The 20523-nt window shown below is 27.0% G+C and carries 15 protein-coding genes; 14 read left to right on the top strand and 1 reads right to left on the bottom strand.

Going from position 1 to position 20523, the window contains the following annotated elements; translation table 11 throughout:
* Positions 1–104: 104 nt before the first annotated feature.
* The 5 genes from yfhb (at position 105) to CRV12_RS01520 (ending at position 8363) form a co-directional block, all read left to right on the top strand.
* Complete coding sequence (gene yfhb, locus CRV12_RS01540) at positions 105–719, top strand: phosphatidylglycerophosphatase C (protein WP_136130880.1); 615 nt, start codon at positions 105–107, stop codon at positions 717–719.
* A gap of 18 nt (positions 720–737) precedes the next feature.
* Positions 738–1205 (top strand): tRNA adenosine(34) deaminase TadA, encoded by a 468-nt coding sequence (tadA, locus tag CRV12_RS01535; RefSeq protein ID WP_136130879.1) that lies wholly within the window; start codon positions 738–740, stop codon positions 1203–1205.
* Positions 1206–1528: 323 nt separating this feature from the next.
* On the top strand, positions 1529–5413 hold the full coding sequence (purL, locus tag CRV12_RS01530; protein ID WP_136130878.1) for a phosphoribosylformylglycinamidine synthase: 3885 nt from the start codon (positions 1529–1531) through the stop codon (positions 5411–5413).
* 125 nt (positions 5414–5538) lie between these two features.
* Entirely contained in the window at positions 5539–6789 is a 1251-nt protein-coding gene (glyA, locus tag CRV12_RS01525) for a serine hydroxymethyltransferase (protein ID WP_136130877.1), read from the top strand.
* A 590-nt stretch (positions 6790–7379) separates the two neighbouring features.
* Positions 7380–8363: a TIGR04086 family membrane protein gene (locus tag CRV12_RS01520; RefSeq protein WP_136130876.1), complete on the top strand. Its 984-nt coding sequence runs from the start codon at positions 7380–7382 to the stop codon at positions 8361–8363.
* A gap of 45 nt (positions 8364–8408) precedes the next feature.
* On the opposite strand, the gene suhB is transcribed toward CRV12_RS01520, so the two are convergent.
* Positions 8409–9197: an inositol-1-monophosphatase gene (suhB, locus tag CRV12_RS01515; RefSeq protein WP_136130924.1), complete on the bottom strand. Its 789-nt coding sequence runs from the start codon at positions 9195–9197 to the stop codon at positions 8409–8411.
* 387 nt (positions 9198–9584) lie between these two features.
* Here suhB and CRV12_RS01510 point away from each other — a divergent pair, with 387 nt between their 5' ends.
* From CRV12_RS01510 to guaB, 9 genes are all read left to right on the top strand, one after another.
* Positions 9585–10745: an IscS subfamily cysteine desulfurase gene (locus tag CRV12_RS01510; RefSeq protein ID WP_136130875.1), complete on the top strand. Its 1161-nt coding sequence runs from the start codon at positions 9585–9587 to the stop codon at positions 10743–10745.
* A 186-nt stretch (positions 10746–10931) separates the two neighbouring features.
* Positions 10932–11363, top strand: coding sequence for a nucleoside-diphosphate kinase (gene ndk, locus CRV12_RS01505; RefSeq protein WP_136130874.1), 432 nt, complete (start codon positions 10932–10934; stop codon positions 11361–11363).
* A gap of 124 nt (positions 11364–11487) precedes the next feature.
* Entirely contained in the window at positions 11488–12633 is a 1146-nt protein-coding gene (gene rlmN / locus CRV12_RS01500) for a dual-specificity RNA methyltransferase RlmN (protein ID WP_136130873.1), read from the top strand.
* 310 nt (positions 12634–12943) lie between these two features.
* Complete coding sequence (gene ispG, locus CRV12_RS01495; protein WP_136130872.1) at positions 12944–14065, top strand: flavodoxin-dependent (E)-4-hydroxy-3-methylbut-2-enyl-diphosphate synthase; 1122 nt, start codon at positions 12944–12946, stop codon at positions 14063–14065.
* Positions 14066–14108: 43 nt separating this feature from the next.
* Positions 14109–15383, top strand: coding sequence for a histidine--tRNA ligase (gene hisS / locus CRV12_RS01490; protein ID WP_136130871.1), 1275 nt, complete (start codon positions 14109–14111; stop codon positions 15381–15383).
* Positions 15384–15438: 55 nt separating this feature from the next.
* The gene (locus tag CRV12_RS01485) at positions 15439–16068 is read left to right on the top strand and encodes a YfgM family protein (RefSeq protein WP_158676340.1); all 630 of its coding nucleotides are present in this window, start codon (positions 15439–15441) and stop codon (positions 16066–16068) included.
* Positions 16069–16092: 24 nt separating this feature from the next.
* Positions 16093–17271, top strand: coding sequence for an outer membrane protein assembly factor BamB (bamB, locus tag CRV12_RS01480; RefSeq protein ID WP_136130869.1), 1179 nt, complete (start codon positions 16093–16095; stop codon positions 17269–17271).
* A 119-nt stretch (positions 17272–17390) separates the two neighbouring features.
* Positions 17391–18833, top strand: a complete 1443-nt coding sequence (der, locus tag CRV12_RS01475; RefSeq protein WP_337250214.1) for a ribosome biogenesis GTPase Der — start codon at positions 17391–17393, stop codon at positions 18831–18833.
* 197 nt (positions 18834–19030) lie between these two features.
* Positions 19031–20485 (top strand): IMP dehydrogenase, encoded by a 1455-nt coding sequence (gene guaB / locus CRV12_RS01470; RefSeq protein WP_136130868.1) that lies wholly within the window; start codon positions 19031–19033, stop codon positions 20483–20485.
* The last annotated feature ends 38 nt before the right edge of the window (positions 20486–20523 follow it).

Raw genomic sequence — 20523 nt, 5'->3', positions numbered from 1 at the left:
ATTAATTTTTTATTATTTATAAGCTAAAAACTAAATCCTTATGAAATAATAGGTTTAACTTAAGGAAATTACAATTTGATAAAAAATATAAAAAAAAACGCCGTATAATTTTTTTTGATTTAGATGGTACATTACATAAACAGGATATATTTGGTAGTTTCTTACTTTACTTGATTTTTCATTATCCATTAAATATATTTTTGTTATTACCATTATTACCAGTAATATTAATTGGATTAATTGTTCAAGGATTTGAATCCCGTTGGCCAATTAGTTTATTGTTGTGGTCTATTACCTTTGGGAGGAATGAAAACTCATTAATATGTATAGAAAAAAATTTTGCAAAATTATTTAAATCACGCATGACAATTTTTCCTATAGTTCAAAAAAAGCTAATTAATTATATTAAAAGTGAAAATACAGATGTTTGGATTATCACTGGTTCACCAAAATCACTAGTAGAGCATATCTATCGTGATTTTTCTTTTTTTAAACAAATATATTTAATTGGTACTGTAATGAAACGTAAATTTGGTGGTCGGATATTAAAAGTGCGTTGTCTCGGATATGAAAAAGTAATTCAATTAGAGAAAAAAATTGGAATGCCATTAAAATTATACAGTGGTTATAGTGATAGTAAGAAAGATGATCCTTTATTATTTTTTTGTGATTATCGCTGGCGAGTGACTTCTAATGGTACACTAAAAAAAATAGAATAATACAAGGAATATAAAACTTTGAGTGAAATTAAAGATGAATATTGGATGCAATATGCTATCGAAATGGCAAACATAGCTTCAGCAGAAGGTGAAGTACCAGTTGGTGCAATTTTGGTAAAAGATGCTAAAGTTATTGGTAAAGGTTGGAATCGTTCTATTAGCCAACATGATCCAAGTGCTCATGCTGAAATTTTAGCTATACGTGATGGTGGTAGAGCTTTAAAAAATTATCGTTTATTGGATACTACACTATATGTTACTTTAGAGCCATGTGCTATGTGTGCAGGTGCTATGGTACATAGCCGTATTTATAGGTTAGTATACGGAATTTACGATATGAAAAATGGTGCAGTAGAATCAGTTATGAATGTTTTAAGTTATTCTGGAATAAATCATAAAATAAAATTAACTACGGGTGTATTATCAACAGAATGTCTTGCTTTATTAAAGAATTTTTTTAATGTTGCTCGAAAAAGAAATAACTAGTATAAACATTTTAACTTAATAAATTTGCAAATTAAATACATGTTGAGTTAATAAGCTTTTTAAAAATATAGTATGGTTACATTTATATCTCATATATTTTATGATTTAAATTCTATAGTAAATCGCAAAATTAAAAATGCTATATCTGTTATCAATGATATTTGATCTTTTTAATTAAAATAGTAAAAATTATTATTTTTAATCAATGTAATTATGATTATCAGTTTTTTATGTTAACTAAAGTAATATTTAGAATATAATTTATTTTTTCCATGTATCTGGTAAAAAGTCATAACTTACAGTTATAAATAAGAGATCTTGTAATGATTGAATTTTTTCGTGGTGGTATATCTATACTTTCAAATATTAATAAAAAAAAATTAATTAATAAATTCAAAGATGTTAATTTAATAATAAATGATATTTATGCAGAGTACATTTATTTTATATACACTCAAATACCCCTAGATCCAAAAACAAAATATCGTTTTCAATCTTTAATAGAATGCGAATATTTATCTAATAAAAACTTACCAAAAGGTCGTTTATTATTAATAGTACCTCGTCCAGGTACTATTTCATCTTGGTCTTCAAAAGCAACGGATATTGCTCATGTTTGTAATATTCCTCAAATTATTCGTTTAGAACGAGGCAAAGCGTTTTATATTCAATATAATGATTTAAATGAATTAAATTGGAAAAGAATAGCAAAGATATTACATGATCGTATGACAGAAATAACATGTGATAACATTTCAGAAATTAAATATTTATTCACTGAATATTCTCCTAAACCTCTAAATATTATTGATATAGCGAATAAAGGCCGCAATGCTTTAATTGAAGCAAACGAATATTTAGGTTTAGCACAAACAGATGCAGATATTAATTATTTATTTGAATTTTTTATTAAATTAGAGAGAAATCCAACAGATATTGAATTGTATATGTATGCTCAAATTAATTCTGAACATTGTCGTCATAAAATTTTTAATGCAAATTGGATTATAGATGGGAAAAGACAAAAAAAATCTTTGTTTAACATGATAAAAAATACCTTAGAACAAACACCAGAATATATTCTTTCAGCATATAAAGATAATGCTTCAGTTATGGAAGGTTCAGAAATAAATCTTTTATTTCCCGAGGATAAACATAAAGAATATATCTATCAAAAAGAAAATATGCATATCATCATGAAAGTAGAAACGCATAATCATCCAACTGCTATTTCTCCATGGACAGGAGCAGCTACTGGGGCTGGGGGAGAAATTCGTGATTGTGGTTCAACTGGACGTGGTTCAAAACCAAAAGCAGGTTTAGTAGGTTTTTCTGTTTCTAATTTATTGATTCCTAATTTTGAACAACCTTGGGAAGTACATTTTGGTAAACCATCTAATATAGCTAATGCAAAAGATATTATGATTGAAGGTCCCTTAGGTGGTGCATCTTTTAATAATGAATTTGGTCGTCCAATACTAAATGGTTATTTTCGTACGTATGAAGAACAAGTTAATAGCTATAATGGAATAGAAATTCGAGGTTACAATAAACCTATTATGTTAACTGGAGGTATAGGCAGTATTAGACATCAACATATTCAAAAAGGAAATATTTCGATTGGTACGAAAATAGTTGTTTTAGGTGGACCGACAATGAATGTTGGTTTAGGAGGAAGCATTTCTTCTTCTGTCATAGATAGTAAATTTAATAATTTGGATTATTCATCAGTGCAAAGAGAAAATCCAGAAATGGAACGTCGTTGTCAAGAAGTTATTAATTATTGCTGGCAGTTAGGAGAAAAAAATCCAATTATATTTATTCATGACGTTGGTGCTGGAGGATTATCTAATGCTATACCAGAACTAATTAGTTCTGGAAATTATGGTGGTTATTTTAATATTCGTAATATCTTAAGTGATGAACCAGGTATGAGTCCTTTAGAATTATGGTGTAATGAATCTCAAGAAAGATATGTAATTGCAATTAAATCAGAGGATTTAGTTAAATTTGATTCAATTTGTAAGCGTGAAAAAACTCCTTATTCTGTGATTGGTGAGGTTGTTAGAGATAGAAATATTACTTTGACAGATAGTTATTTCAAAAATAAGCCTATTGATTTACCTGTTGATATGTTATTCAAGAAAAATCCGAAAATAACGATTAGTGCTAAAAGTAAAAAGACAAATGGTATAAATTTACAACTAAGTACAATCAATTTAATTGATGCAGTTAAGCGTGTATTGCATTTACCAGCAGTAGCAGAAAAAACATTTCTTATCTCTATTTGTGATAGAAGTGTAACCGGAATGGTAGTCAGAGATCAAATGATTGGTCCATGGCAAGTTCCAGTTTCTGATTGTGCAGTAATCACAGCTAGTTTTGATAGTTACTATGGTGAAACCTACGCAATAGGTGAACGTCCAATAGTAGCTTTATTAGATTTTGTAGCATCTAGTCGCTTGGCAATAGGAGAAGCATTAACTAATATAGCTCCTACAAATATTGGTTCCTTAAGAAGAGTAAAAATTTCTGCAAACTGGATGTCTGCATTTGGTCATCCAGGAGAAGACAGCGGTTTATACCAAGCAGTAAAAAACATAAGTGAAGAATTATGTCCTATGCTAGGTATTACTATTCCAGTTGGTAAAGATTCTATGTCTATGAAAACCAGTTGGTATAAGGATAATATCCAGTATGAGATGGCTGCTCCTATGTCTTTGGTAGTTACGGCATTTGCTCGTGTAGAGGATGTCCGTCTTACTGTAACACCCGAAATAAAATCTAATCAAGATAATATGTTAATATTTATTGATTTAGGTAAAAATAACAATGCATTAGGTGCAACTTCATTAGCTCAAGTATATCGTCAACTCGGTAATAAAACTGCTGATATAAGAGATATACAACAGTTAAAGAATTTTTTTTACGCCATTCAAGAATTAATTGCCAATAAAAAACTATTAGCTTATCATGATAAGTCAGATGGTGGTTTATTCACTACATTAGCAGAAATGGCATTCGCAGGTCACTGTGGTATAGATATAGATATTGCTTCTTTAGGTGACGATCTTTTAGCAATATTATTTAACGAAGAATTAGGTGCAGTAATTCAGATTAATCAACTTGACTATAATATAGTATATCAAATTCTCTTAGCAAATAACCTGTCAAGCTGTAGTTATTTTATTGGAAATGCAAAACAAAATAGTTCTTTTATTATTCGTTCAGGAAATAAGGGAATAATTTATAGCGAAAATTGTTTTGTTCTTCGTGAATGGTGGGCGGAAACAACTTGGCAAATGCAACGTTTGCGTGATAACCCAATATGCGCTGATCAAGAACATGAAATAAAGAAAGATAATAATAATCCAGGATTAAATGTTAATTTAACATTTAAAGTAAAAAATTTCATATCTCCTCTTATAACTAAATATCCTCGAGTAGCCATATTACGGGAACAAGGCATTAATTCACATATTGAGATGGCAGCTGCTTTTAAAAGGGCAGGTTGTATTCCTGTTGATGTGCATATGAGTGATTTAATTTCTGGATATTTTAGTTTAAAGGATTTTCAAATTTTAGTTGCCTGTGGTGGTTTTTCATACGGCGATGTATTAGGAGCAGGTAAAGGATGGGCAAAATCTATACTATTTAATCCACATATTTGTGATGAATTTGCGAACTTTTTCCATTCTGATCAAACTTTAACTTTAGGTGTATGCAATGGTTGCCAAATGATATCTAATTTAAGAAAAATTATACCTGGAAGTGATTTATGGCCAAATTTTATACAAAATAAGTCAGAAAGATTTGAATCACGTTTTGTTTTAGTAAAAGTAGCCAATAGTCCTTCACTATTTTTAGAGAATATGATTGACTCTCATATTCCTATTGTTGTATCACATGGTGAAGGTTGCATAGATGTTCCTAATAATCAATTTTTAGAAAATTTAGAATCTAAAAATTTGGTTGCATTAAGATTTGTTGATAACTATGGACAAGTTACAGAAACATATCCATGTAACCCTAATGGGTCACCGAATGGTATTACAGCAGTTACTAATGAGAATGGACATGTTACTATAATGATGCCACACCCTGAAAGAGTATTTCGTACAGTTAATAATTCTTGGCATCCGATAGATTGGAATGAAGATAGTCCATGGATGCAAATATTTTATAATGCACGCAATCAATTCTTATAATTGATATATAATCTAGTGTATTACTTAAAAAATAATTTTATATATTTTTAATTTCATGTATTATTATACCTTTATATAAAAATTAGTATTGTTATTATTTATTTACAAATATACATGGAGCATAAATGTTAAAAAAAATAAGCATTGCAGATTATGATATTGATTTATGGAGAGTAATTGAAAAAGAAATATTACGTCAAGAAAATCATATTGAATTAATTGCTTCCGAAAACTATACTAGCCATTGTGTTATGCAAGCACAAGGATCACAGTTAACTAATAAATATGCTGAAGGTTATCCTGGTAAACGTTATTATGGTGGCTGTCAACATGTTGATAGAATAGAAAGATTAGCTATTGAACGTGCAAAAATATTATTTGATGCTGATTATGCTAATGTCCAACCTCATTCTGGTTCTCAAGCTAATTTTGCAGTTTATACAGCATTATTAAAACCAAAAGATACTATACTTGGTATGCGTTTAAATGAGGGAGGTCATTTAACTCACGGTGCATCTGTTAATTTATCTGGCAAACTGTATAAAGTAATTCAATATGGAATAGATACAAGTGGCGAAATAGATTATAATATGATGAATCAACTGGCACAAGAACATAAACCAAAAATGATTATTGGCGGGTTTTCTGCTTATTCTGGTTTATGTGATTGGAAAAGAATGAGAGAAATAGCTGATAGTGTTAACTCTTATCTATTTGTGGATATGGCACATATTGCTGGATTAGTAGCAGCAGGTATATATCCAAGTCCTATTCCATACGCACATGTAGTTACTTCAACTACTCATAAAACATTAGCTGGCCCACGTGGTGGTCTCATTATCGCTAAAAATGGTAATAAAACTATGTATAATAAGTTAGATTCCTCTGTGTTTCCATGCAATCAAGGTGGACCATTAATGCATATTATAGCAGGTAAAGCAATTGCTTTTAAAGAAGCAATGGAACCTAGATTTAGAATATATCAAAATCAAGTAATTAATAATGCACAAACTATGGTAAAAGTATTTATCAATCGCGGTTATAAAATTATTTCTAATAGTACTTTTAATCATATGTTTTTATTGGATTTAACAAATAAACATATAACAGGTAAAGAAGCAGATTGTGCATTGAGTAATGCAAATATAACAGTAAATAAAAATAGTGTTCCTAATGATTTAAGAGGAGCATTGATTACATCTGGAATTCGTATTGGTACTCCAGCTATAACGCGTCGTGGTTTTAAAGAACTTGATGTCTCTAGTATCGCTAACTGGATTGCTGATATACTTGATGATATTAATAATAAGAAATTAATATTAAACATAAAGAAAAAAGTTTTAAATATTTGTAATCGTTATCCTGTATATTTATAATATTTTAAAATAGCATTTATTTTTGTTAATATAATTATTTAAATAATTATATTTAATATAATATTTTTATGTATTATAGGATTATTATAAATTAATTATTTTTAATAAAAATTAATTTATAATAAATAATTATATTAATAGTATAATTACTTCATTTAAATAAAAAATAAATTTATCTAGTATAGATTGAAATCATCTAACTATATAAATTTATTAATTAAAAATTTAAATTTTTAATTAATAAATTTAAAAGTTTATATATTAGTAAATTAAAGTTTTTATTAAAATAAATTAATAGTTAATTATTTTATTTTAATTTAGTTAAAAATAACATATATTATCCAGTATTATTAGTAAGCTCTTTTAAAGGTTATTGAATATTTTGTTACATATAATTTGTTTAAAATTATTGTGCTTTTATGTTAACTTATATTTAAGCAGTATCATTGAATTTATTTTTTTTGTATATACTGTTGTTATTTATTTATATTTTTTCTGGTTAAAAGATATTTCTCTGACTAACCTAAATTTGTTAAGTATGTGTGATACTGAATAAAAAATCTATGTCTTTGCTACAAGGAGAATTTATTATGTTTGATACCAAAATCGATAATGGTAGTAAGGAAAACTCTTCAATGGATCAAGGGACAAGCAATTTAATGTATGGTTCTATTTCTTGGAGTGCGATTTTTACTGGTGTTATTTTTACCTTAATTTTACATATTTTATTAACTGTATTAGGAACCGCAATTGGTACTTCAAGTATTTATTCATCAGACAATCATAATTTAGGTACTAATGCATTAATTTGGATAGCGGTAACAATTCTATCTTCTGTATCAATAGGTAGTTTTATTGCTGGACGTTTAGCAAAATGTGCAGGAGTACTACATGGATTGCTAGTGTTTAGTATAAGTACATTAATTAGTTTATGGTTAGCATTTGCATTTGCTAGTAGTTTATTTAGTGATGTGTTAGGTGCAGCATCACTTAGTTTTAAAAATATAGAAAATAATGTTAATAGTATATTACCTATTTCGAAGTTTTATAAAAATCAAAAAAAGGAATTTGATAACCATTTAGATACTTTAAAAAATAAATCAGAAATTAAATCGTATCAAAAAACATATATAAAGAAACAAAATTTTGAAAAGGAATCATTATACTTACAAAATAGCAGATATTTCTATGTAACTGATGACATGAAAAATTCATATATACATTTTGTTAATTGGTTTCAAAACATGCAAAATCATAATAAAAACCAAACAAAATCACATGAATCTACTGATCAAACTAAGAATATAAAATCTAAGGATATAAAACACAACATAAAAATCTATTTAAAAGCAATTGATAAAACAACTAATAAACACAAAAAAAAATATGATAAGGAAACAACAAAAATAAAGGAAAATATAAAAATAGAAGATGCTAAAGATAAAAAATTAGAAAAAGCAATAAAATCCACTTCAAAAAATAGTTGGATCACCTTTGCTTTCTTAATGGTAGAAGCATCATTGTCTGGTATAATGGGAATGATAGGGTACAGAAGTAAATTGAAAAAATTATAAAAAATTAGAAATCAATAAAGAAAGGCGACATTATAATGCCGCCCTTCATTGATATTTACGCATATTTAGTAATAGTTCTTTTAATATATAAGGGTTAGCTGCAATAATATTTTTTGAATCTTTATAATTATCATTACCACTAAAATCAGTGATCAAACCACCGGATTCACGTACTAATAGTGCACCTGCATCAAAATTCCAAGGTTTTAATCCAATATCACAGTAAGCATCTACACGTCCAGCTGCTACATATGCCATATCTAATCCTACTGAACCAGTTCTACGAAAATCTATATGTTTTTGATTGAATATTCTATTTATTTTCCTTATATATTCTTGATTATCTTCTTGTTTCGAAAATAAAGTACCAACAGCCAATATAATTCTTTGTAAATCAAATGCATTATTACTTCTTAAGCGATAACCATTGAGTTGAGCGCCTTGACCACGTATAGCACTAAATAATTCATTTAGTATAGGAGCGTAAATAACAGCTACTTCAGCACGATCTTTAACAATTAATGTAATTGAAATCGCAAAATGAGGCAAACGTTTAATGAAATTATGAATAGAATCTATAGGTTCAATTATCCATTTTATATCTCGATTTTTACCAACAATATTATCGTGTATTTTAGTAAGGATAGTATGTTGTGGGTACGCTTTATGAATTACGTCAATCATCAAATTTTCCAATGTAATTTTAATAGCATTCATAATATTTTTATTATTAGTATTGTTTATTTTAATAGAACCTATGATTTCATAGTTTTTAATTATTAAGTTTCCAGCTTTTCGCGCTGCACGTGTAGCAATATTCAGCATCGGGTGCATCATTATTTCTCGTTAAGATATTACAACCAGAAAGGAAATAAATTTAATTAATACATTATAAATTTTTATAATAAATTATTGAATTTTTATTATTATACAATGTATTATTTGCATTATTGTAATTAATATTAAATGCTAAATCAACTTTAATATTGCTAGATAGTATCTATATATTTTAGTATTAAATATTTTATAATAATAATTATTTTAAATATCATTACATTAAAATTGCATCGATATAACTAGTAGCTAATGAAATAATGAATTTTAATATGTCAAAAAAATAAATAATATTTTTAAAAAATTATACTTATAAATAAGTTTATATATTAAATTTATTAACAAAATTAATTAATTTTTTCTAAAAATCGATGGAATTAATATAAAATGAAATTACCAATTTATTTAGATTACGCTTCAACTACACCGGTTGATTTACGTGTTGCTAATAAAATGATGAAATTTTTAACTATAGATGGAATTTTTGGTAATTCCGCTTCTAAATCACATCTTTTTGGTTGGAAAGCGGAAGAAGCAATAAATATAGCACGTAATCAAGTAGCACAAGTAATTAATTCAGATCCACGTGAAATTATTTTTACTTCTGGTGCTACTGAGTCAAATAATTTAGCTATTAAAGGAACTGCTCAATTTTTTAAAAAAAAAGGAAAACACATTATTACCACTAATATTGAACATAAATCAGTATTAGATACTTGCAATTATTTAGAAAATAAAGGTTTTAACCTTACTTATATAAAATGTTCAAATAAAGGCATTATTTCAATTGAGCAATTAGAAAATGTTTTAAGTAATGATACTATTTTAGTTTCAATATCACATGTTAATAATGAAATAGGTACTATTCAAGATATCAGAAGTATAGGAGAATTATGTCATAAACATAAAATTACGTTTCATGTAGATGCAGCACAAAGTGTTTGTAAGCTACCGATAGATTTAAATAAATTAAAAATAGATTTAATGTCTTTTTCAGCTCACAAAGTATATGGACCAAAGGGTATTGGTGCATTATATGTACGCAAAAAACCATATCGTCAAATTGAACCTCAAATTCATGGCGGCGGACATGAACGTGGAATTCGTTCTGGAACTTTGCCAGTGCATCAAATTGTTGGGATGGGAGAGGCTTACCGCATTGCAAATAAAGCAATTGAAAAAGAAGCAATACAAATAAAATCATTAAGAAATCGATTTTGGCAAGGAATTAATAAATTAGATAATATATCACTGAATGGCGATTTAAATCATAGTTTACCAAATATAATTAACGTAAATTTTGGGAATACAGATGGTGAATCATTGATTTTAGCTTTAAAAGATTTAGCTATTTCTTCTAGTTCTGCATGTATTTCTGCTACTTTAGAACCTTCTTATGTACTTTTGGCTTTGGGTTTACATGAGAAATTAGCTTATAATTCACTTCGTTTTTCTATTGGAAGATTTACTACTGAAAAAGAAATAGATTATGCAATTTTATTAATAAAAAAATCATTATCTTACCTATATAAAAATCATTTACTTTAGTGGTAATATTTGCTGTTTAATCCTATTAAAAATCGCTTTCATTAATACAATAAAGAATAACAATACTATAAATAATTTTTATCTCTATATTTTAAAGTAGTTTTATTATTTATAATATTATTTAAATCAGTCACATATAAAATATGAATATAATTAATAATTTTTTTAAAATAACAAGGGGATTATATGACAATTGAACGTACATTATCTATTATTAAACCAAACGCAGTGGCTAAAAATCTAATTGGCGAAATTATTAATCGATTTGAAAATACTGGATTTAAAATTATTGGTATGAAAATGGTTTGTCTAACCAAAAAACAAGCGGAAAGTTTTTATAGTCAACATTCGGATAAATTTTTTTTTGTAGATTTAGTAAATTTTATGATTTCTGGACCTATAATTGTTTCTGTATTAGAACGTGAAAATGCTATTCAATTTTATCGTAATTTGATGGGAGATACTAATCCAATAAAAGCACTTAAGGGTACCCTGCGCGCAGACTATGCTGATAGTTATACTGCAAATGGATTACATGGTTCTGATTCTATGACATCGGCACTATTTGAAATTGGTTCTTTTTTTAAAGAAGATGAAATATATTCTAATATAATTTAAATAAAAATATTGATTTTAGTTTTAATTATAAAAAATAAAAAATTTTTATAACTTATTAAGTTATATTTTACATTAATTCTTACTAAAAATTAAAAACGTTAGTGATGAGGTTAAATCAAAATTTATGTCTGAAAATATTGTAAAATTTTCACCTTTCACTGATTTTAGTGGTTGTTCTATAGAAAACAAAAAAATTAATTTATTAGATTTTGATAGAAAAGATATGAGAAAATATTTTGTTTCTTTAGGAGAGAAACCATATCATGCAAATCAAGTAATGAAATGGATTTATCATCATTATTGTGATGATTTCAAAAATATGACTAATATTAATAAAAAACTACGCTTGAAATTAGAAAAACTTACTGAAATTAAAGCACCTAAAATCGCCAAAGAAATTAGATCTTCTGATGGAACTATTAAGTGGTCTTTAAATGTAGACGATCAATTAATAGAAACTGTTTATATTCCATATGAAAATCGTGCTACATTATGTATTTCATCTCAAGTTGGTTGTGCATTAGGATGTAAGTTTTGTTACACTGCTCAACAAGGTTTTAATCGTAATTTAAGTACGTCTGAAATTATTGGCCAAATTTGGTGTATATCAAATATTATTAGAAACAACAAATCATATAATTACCCATGTTATATTACAAATGTAGTAATAATGGGTATGGGTGAACCTTTGTTAAATTTAAATAATGTAGTAAAATCTATACGTATCATGCTAGATAGTTTTGGTTTTGGTTTATCTAAACGTCGTATAACATTATCAACTTCCGGCATAGTACCAGCATTAAACAAATTGAGTGATATGGTAGACATATCACTTGCAATATCTTTACACGCACCAAATGACGAACTTAGAAATAAGATATTACCAATAAATAAAAAATATAATATTGACATGGTTTTAAAAGCAACGAAAAATTATTTAACTAAATCTCAAGCTAAACAAAGTATAGTTACAATTGAATATGTTTTATTAAGTCATATCAACGATCATTTACAACATGCATATGAATTGATTGTATTGCTTAAAGACATGCCTTGTAAAATAAATCTTATTCCTTGGAATGAATTTCCAGGTTCGCCTTATTCTAGTAGTTCTAATAATCGTATTGTTCGTTTCTCAAAAATTTTAATTAAGAATGGTTTCAATACCACTATTCGTAAAAATCGCGGTAGTGATATCAGTGCTGCTTGTGGTCAATTGATTGGTAAAGTCACAAACCGTATTGATAAAATCACAATAAATATACAATAGTCTATAACATTTTATATTACATAATGAATACAATCTTTAGCAAGTCAAATACCAACTGTAAAAAATTAAAATGTCTATTTAAAATTCAAATATAAAACAGCATTCTAATATAATTGTATAATTTAGCAAATTTTTGTTAAAATTAATTTACATATTTATTATTAATCTAAACATAAAATTATGATAGTAATAAATTCACTATTTTTTAGAATTATTTTAATATTATATAGCTAAATTATTTTATTTTGTGTTTGATTATTACAGATGATATTGCTGTTTATTTCATGATGGAATATTTATGGAGCAATATATGATTAATAAGAAATATATTATTCATCGTAAATCAAAACGTATTTATGTAGGGCAAGTACCAATTGGGGGTGGATCACCTATAACTGTTCAGTCAATGACTAATACTTGTACTACTGATATTCCTATAACAATTAATCAAATTAAATCTCTTGAAGTTGCAGGAGCAGATATTGTCAGAATTTCAGTACCAAATATGGATGCTGTAGAAGCATTTAAATTAATAAAAAAGCAAGTAAATATACCATTAATAGCAGATATCCATTTTGATTATAGAATTGCATTAAAAGTTGCTGAATATGGTGCTGATTGTTTGCGTATCAATCCAGGTAACATTGGTAACGAAAAAAGAATTCGAAATGTTATTGATTGTGCAAAATATCATAATATTCCAATTCGTATTGGTGTAAACTTTGGATCTTTAGAAAAAGACATAAGAAAAAAATATATTAAACCAACATCAAAAGCATTAGTAGAATCAGCTATGCGACATGTAGATTATTTAGATCGTTTTAATTTTGATCAATTTAAAGTTAGTGTAAAAGCTTCAAACGTATCGATTGCAGTGGAAGCTTATCGTTTACTTGCAAAACAAATAGATCAACCATTGCATATTGGTATTACCGAAGCAGGTGGTATACGTAATGGTACGGTTAAATCCGCTATTGGTATTGGAATACTACTTTCTGAAGGAATTGGTGATACAATACGTGTTTCATTAGCAGCACATCCTGTAGAGGAAATTAAAATTGGTTATGATATTCTCAGTGCTTTAAATATTCGTTCACGTGGTGTTAATTTTATTGCTTGTCCTACTTGCTCACGTCAGGAATTTGATGTTATAGGTACCGTTAACGAATTAGAAAAACGTCTTAATGATATATCAACACCACTAGATGTTTCTATCATCGGTTGTGTAGTCAATGGTCCTGGAGAAGCGGCTATATCTACGATAGGTTTAACTGGAGGATATAAAAAGAGCAGTATTTATGAAGACGGATTACGAGGTAAAGAGAAAATTGATAATAATGATATTATTAATCAATTAGAAATACGTATCCGTAATAAAGCATTAAAATTTGATCAAAATATTTGTTCTAAGATTGATTGTGTGAAAAAATAATTTTCATTTCAAACCATTTTTTTTACACTAAGGAATTTTTAATTTGATAAAAAATATTCAAGCAGTGCGAGGTATGAAAGATTATTTGCCTACTAATACATATATATGGCAAGTAATTGAAAATATACTAAAAAAAACATTAAATAGTTATGGTTATAAAGAAATTCGTTTGCCAATTATAGAAAAAATTTCACTATACAAAAGAGCTATTGGTAACGTTACAGACATAGTTGAAAAAGAAATGTATACTTTTACTGATCGTAACGGTGATGTTCTAACATTACGTCCAGAGGGCACTGCCGGTTGTATTCGAGCGGGAATAGAACATGGTTTTCTTTATAATCAAGAACAAAGATTGTGGTATATGGGACCAATGTTTCGTCATGAGCGTCCACAAAAAGGTCGTTACCGTCAATTTAATCAAATTGGTGTAGAAGTTTTTGGTTTAAAAGGACCAGATATAGATGTTGAATTAATTATGATGAATATTCGCTTGTGGAAAGAACTGGGTATATCTAACCATGTTAGACTTGAAATTAACTCTCTTGGTTCATTAAATAGTTGTAATAATTATCGCAATGTATTAATTAAATTTTTAGAAAAAAACAAGAATGTATTAGATGAAAATTGTAAAAATCGTATGTATATTAATCCAATGAGAATATTGGATAGTAAAAATCCTATAATTAAAAATTTAATACATGATGCTCCTAAAATAAATGATTACCTTGATGATGATTCACGAATTCATTTTAATAAATTTTGCAAATTACTTAATGAATTAGACATTAGATATAAAATAAATCCTTATTTAGTTCGAGGACTGGACTATTATAACAGGACTGTAATTGAGTGGATTGCAGACTCTTTAGGTTCTCAAAGTACAATTTGTGGAGGTGGACGTTACGATAATTTAGTTAAACAATTAGGTGGTTATTGCACTCCAGCGATTGGTTTTGCTTTAGGTATAGAACGAATAGTATGTTTAGTTGAAGGAGTCAATCCGTATTTTAAAGCAACTAATACTTTTAATATTGACGTTTACATCATACCTTATAATGAAGATGCTCAATTAATGGCTATAAATTTATCTGAAAAATTACGCGATGCTATGCCTCAATTTAAGTTTGTAACAAATTTCGGAGGAGGTAATTTAAAAAAACAAATTAAACGTGCTGTAAAATGGCAAGCAAGTATAATAATTATATTAAATACAATAAATTTAAATGAAATAATTGTCAAAGATTTAAGAAACGGCAAACAGCAAAAAATATCTAAATCGCAAATTATAAATTTGTTACATACTTTATTAAAATAATATATTAGAATTCATATAAATTATGATGGGTTGATTGGTTATGCATGGTAATAAAATGAAAAAATTGGTTGCAATACAAGAATTTATTTACAAAAACAAAAACATATTCATCATTAGTATAATATTCACCATTTCTATTGTGATGTTAATTGTCAGTGGTTGGTTATTTTGCTATCAAAAATCCAATGAAAATAGTATTAAAACTAAAGACTTACTAGAGCAATATCAGAGAATTGTAAGTACAGTACAAGCAAGTCAATTTAAAAAAAATTTACCTAAAAGATCTTTAAAAGATATTAATGCTTTTATAAATAAAAATATCAATATATATGGTTTTATGGCCAGTATGGTGTTAACTAAATATTATGTAAATAATAATGAATTGGATAAAGCTGTTTTATCATTAAAAACTAGTTTGAAGTCTACTAAAGATATAAATTTAATAACATTAATTAATTTACGTTTAGCACGTATTCAAATTGAACAAAAAAAATTTGATGAAGCTTTAAAAACTATTGGTTATATTAAAAATAAAGACTGGATAATAATTGCCGCTGATATTCGTGGTGAAGCATTATTTGGTAAAGGTGAGAAAAAACTTGCTAAATATGAGTGGAATAAAGTGATTAAAAGCAGTATTTTTCCCGTATATAATCAAATAATAAATATGAAAATAAATAGCTAAAATTATTTAGTTAAGAGAATTACTATGATATTAAAAAATTATTTGTTATTGATATTTATATTATTTTTAATAAATGGTTGTTCTTCTTTTAATCTTAAAGAAAACATCGTTCATTTAAAATTATTATCAAAAGTTGATAACCAAATAACACCAAAAAAAATTTGGCATAGAAAAATTGGTAATGTAAGTGGTGATTTTTATTCTAATTTACATCCTGCGTGTAAAGATAATATTGTATATGTTGCCAACAGGTTTGGTATAGTAAAAGCATTTGATTTAATTAGTGGCAAAGAGAAATGGAAAATTGATCTTTCTAAAAGAAATAAATTACTAGCAAATAATCAATCAGAATTATTATCTGGTGGTATTACAGTAGATGGTAATCAGATATATATTGGTAGCGAATTAGGTACAATATATTCTTTAAAAACAGACAATGGATCAATTATATGGAAAACTCAAGTTATAGGTGAAATATTATCATCTCCAGTATTTAATAATAATTTAGTATTTGTCCATACTAGTAACGGTTTTTTACAAGGTATCGATAAAAATAATGGTCAAATTAAATGGAGTATTGAACTTGGCAATGATCTTTTATCTACTAGAGATATATCTACACCTACAGTCGTTTCTGACTATTTAATTGTAGGAGATAGTCAAGGTAAAGTTAGTTCTATATCAATAAAAAAAAATCAAATAATATGGAAACAAGATGTTTCAAATACAAATATAATTTCCTTATCAGCACAATTAAAAGATGTTAATACTACTCCCATTATCTTTAAAGGAGTTATTTATGTATCTTCTTATAATGGAAATATAACTGCATTAGATCTGCATTCGGGTGAGATATTGTGGCAACGTAACATTGGAATGATAAAAAAATTAACTGCCGATAATTATCATATATATGCAGTAGATGGAAATGACAACTTAATTTCCTTAAATACTAGTAATGGCAAAATTATATGGAGCCAAAATAATTTATTACATCGTCAGCTAACTTCTCCCATAATATATCAAAATAATTTAGTTATAGCTGATATTAAAGGTTATTTGCATTGGGTAAATATTAATAATGGAAAAATAATTACAAGTTATAAATTAAGCAATTCAGAATTTCAATCTGAACCAATTATTGCTTATGATAGAATTATAATTCAATCTAAAAATAGTTATGTCTATATAGTTTCTGTTTAATGTTGAATAATGTCCATTATTAACTATTTTTATTGATTGTACAATTTTTTAAAAATACCAATCAACAATGAAAATTGCTATGATGGAAATATAGGTTTATTTAGTTACAAGGCATAATAATGGAACCAATAATCGCTTTAATTGGTCACTTTAATGTAGGTAAATCTACATTATTTAATAGATTAACTCATACTTCCAAGTCGTTGATAACAAACATTCCTGGATCAACTCGAGATAGAAAATATGGTTCTACTAAATTAGAAGGAATAGATTTTATTTTAATCGATACCAGTGGTATTGATAGTTCTTTATTTGGTATTGAAACATATATGTTATCTCAATCTTTAATAGCAATTAAAGAAGCAGATATAGTTTTATTTGTTGTTGATGCTACTACTGGTTTAATAAACGCTGATCAAAAAATCGCAAAATATTTATATAAATATAACAAATTGGTTTTTCTTGTAATAAACAAAATTAATGGATTAGATGTAAATTTAAGTATAATCGACTTTTCTTGTTTAGGTTTTAAGAATATTCATACTATTGACGCATATAGTGGATATGGTGTTACTAATCTTGTTAGAAAAATATCATCGCTATGGAAGTGTAATTTAAATTACATTAAAGCAAATTATAAACAAATTAGTAAAAAAGTTGATAATAATATTATCAATAAATTATGTGAAATAAAAGAAAATATTCATTTAAAAAAGGAGCAAACAAAAGAAGTAATTAAACTAGCAATTATAGGCCGTCCTAATGTGGGTAAATCTACTCTTATTAATTGTATTTTAGGTGAGGTTCGTTTACTAGTTTATGATGAACCTGGTACTACACGTGATAGCATATACATACCTATAAAATATTTAAATAAAGATTATGTTTTGATAGATACAGCAGGAATACGTAAACGTAAAAATATTAATCAAGTTATAGAAAAATTTTCAATTGTTCAAACTTTAAAAGCAATTGACTATTCTAATGTAGTTATATTAGTAATTAATGCACAAGAAGATATTTCCCATCAAGATTATTATTTAATAAATTTGATAATTAAAAAAGGTATATCTTTAGTTGTTGTAATAAACAAATGGGATAACTTATCTTGGGAAATGCGTAAGAAAATTAAAGAAAAAATTAAGTTAAAGTTAAATTTTATAAACTTTGTACGTATACATTTCATTTCTGCTTTGTATAATATCGGAGTAAATAAAATATTTAAATCTATTAATGAATCATATTATTGTTCAAAAAAACATATTAATACTTCTTCATTAACTAATATTCTAAAATCTGCTATTAAAAATCACAAGCCTCCTTTAATACATGGTAATTCTATTAAAATGAAATATGCACATTTTGGTAATTATAATCCTTTTACTATAATAATACATGGTAATAGATTAAAATATCTACCTGAAACTTATAAACGTTACTTAGCATCATTTTTTCGTAAATCAATGAATATAATGGGATCTTTAATTCATATTAAATTAAAAGAATCTAATAATCCTTATACATCTCCTACTAGTATATTTAATCAAAATCAAAAAAAATAAGCGTAATCGTTTAAAAATATTAAATAATTAATTTTTTCATATTAAAAATAATAAATATAAATAAATTTATATGAAAAATATCATTCATTAAATATGATAGATTTTTTTCAAAAAAAACTAGAACAACATAATTACGTCATGTATAATACCGCTGCAATATTTTATCTATTTACATTAATTAGAGATGGAGTATTGCTATGTCTAAAATAATAAAAAAAGCTCTTACTTTTGATGATGTATTGCTTGTTCCTGCTTATTCTACAATTTTGCCAAACTGTGTAGAGTTAAAAACTCAGCTAACTAAAAATATTTGTCTGAATATTCCTATGATTTCTGCTGCTATGGATACTGTTACTGAATCTTCTTTAGCGATTGCTTTAGCACAGGAAGGAGGATTAGGTTTTATTCATAAAAATATGTCTGTTAAACGACAAATGGATGAAGTACGTAGAGTAAAGAAATATGAAAGTGGAGTTGTTAATAATCCTAGAACTGTTCTGCCAGACACTATATTATCTGAAGTTAAATCTATAACTAAACTTAATGGTTTTGCTGGATATCCAGTAGTGGATAATCAAAACAAATTAGTAGGTATTATTACTAATCGTGATGTAAGGTTTGTAACTGATTTAAATCAACCAGTTTCTGCAGTAATGACATTAAAAGATAACTTAGTAACAGTAAAGGAAGGTGAATCTAGAGATACAGTATTACAAAAAATGCATGAAAAACGTGTAGAAAAAGTATTAGTAGTAGATGATAGCTTTCGTTTATTAGGAATGATAACCGCAAAAGATTTTCAAAAAGCTGAACGCAAACCTAATGCTTGCAAAGATAATCAAGGTCGTTTACGTGTAGGAGCTGCAGTTGGTATCAATGAAGATAATAAAGAACGTATAGATGCATTAGTATCTGTTGGTGTTGATGCTATACTAGTAGATTCATCGCATGGGCATTCTGAAAAAGTATTAAAATTTATTAATCAAATAAGAATAAGATATCCTAATCTAGAAATAATTGGAGGAAATGTAGTAACAGCTGCAGGTGCTATATCATTAGTTGAGTCAGGAATTAATGCAGTAAAAGTTGGTATTGGACCTGGATCAATTTGTACTACTCGTGTTGTTACTGGTGTAGGAGTTCCACAAATAACTGCAATTTTTGATGTAGCTTCTGCATTAAAAAATATGAATATTCCAATAATTGCTGATGGTGGTATTAGATTTTCAGGGGATATCGCAAAAGCAATTGCTGCAGGTGCATTTTGTGTAATGGTTGGCTCTATGTTGGCTGGTGTTGAAGAATCACCAGGTGATATTGAACTCTATCATGGCAGATCGTTTAAATCTTATAGAGGTATGGGGTCTTTAGGTGCTATGGCTCAAGGATCATCTGATCGATATTTTCAATCTGATAAAAAATTAGTTCCTGAAGGCATTGAAGGTCGTGTACCATATAAAGGAAATTTAAAAGAAATTATCCATCAACAAATGGGTGGATTACGTTCTTGTATGGGATTAACTGGTTGTTTAACTATTAATGATTTACGTACTAAGGCTAACTTTGTACAAATTAGCTATGCAGGAATGAAAGAAAGTCACGTACACGATGTGATGATTACTAAAGAATCACCTAATTACACTATTAGATAATAATCGTTATTAATTAATTTTTTACATAAAAAGTTTTT

Origin of the sequence: Candidatus Pantoea edessiphila, assembly GCF_002933315.1 — a bacterium.
Taxonomy (GTDB): Bacteria; Pseudomonadota; Gammaproteobacteria; order Enterobacterales; family Enterobacteriaceae; genus Pantoea_C.
This window is presented reverse-complemented; position numbering and strand designations above follow the sequence as displayed.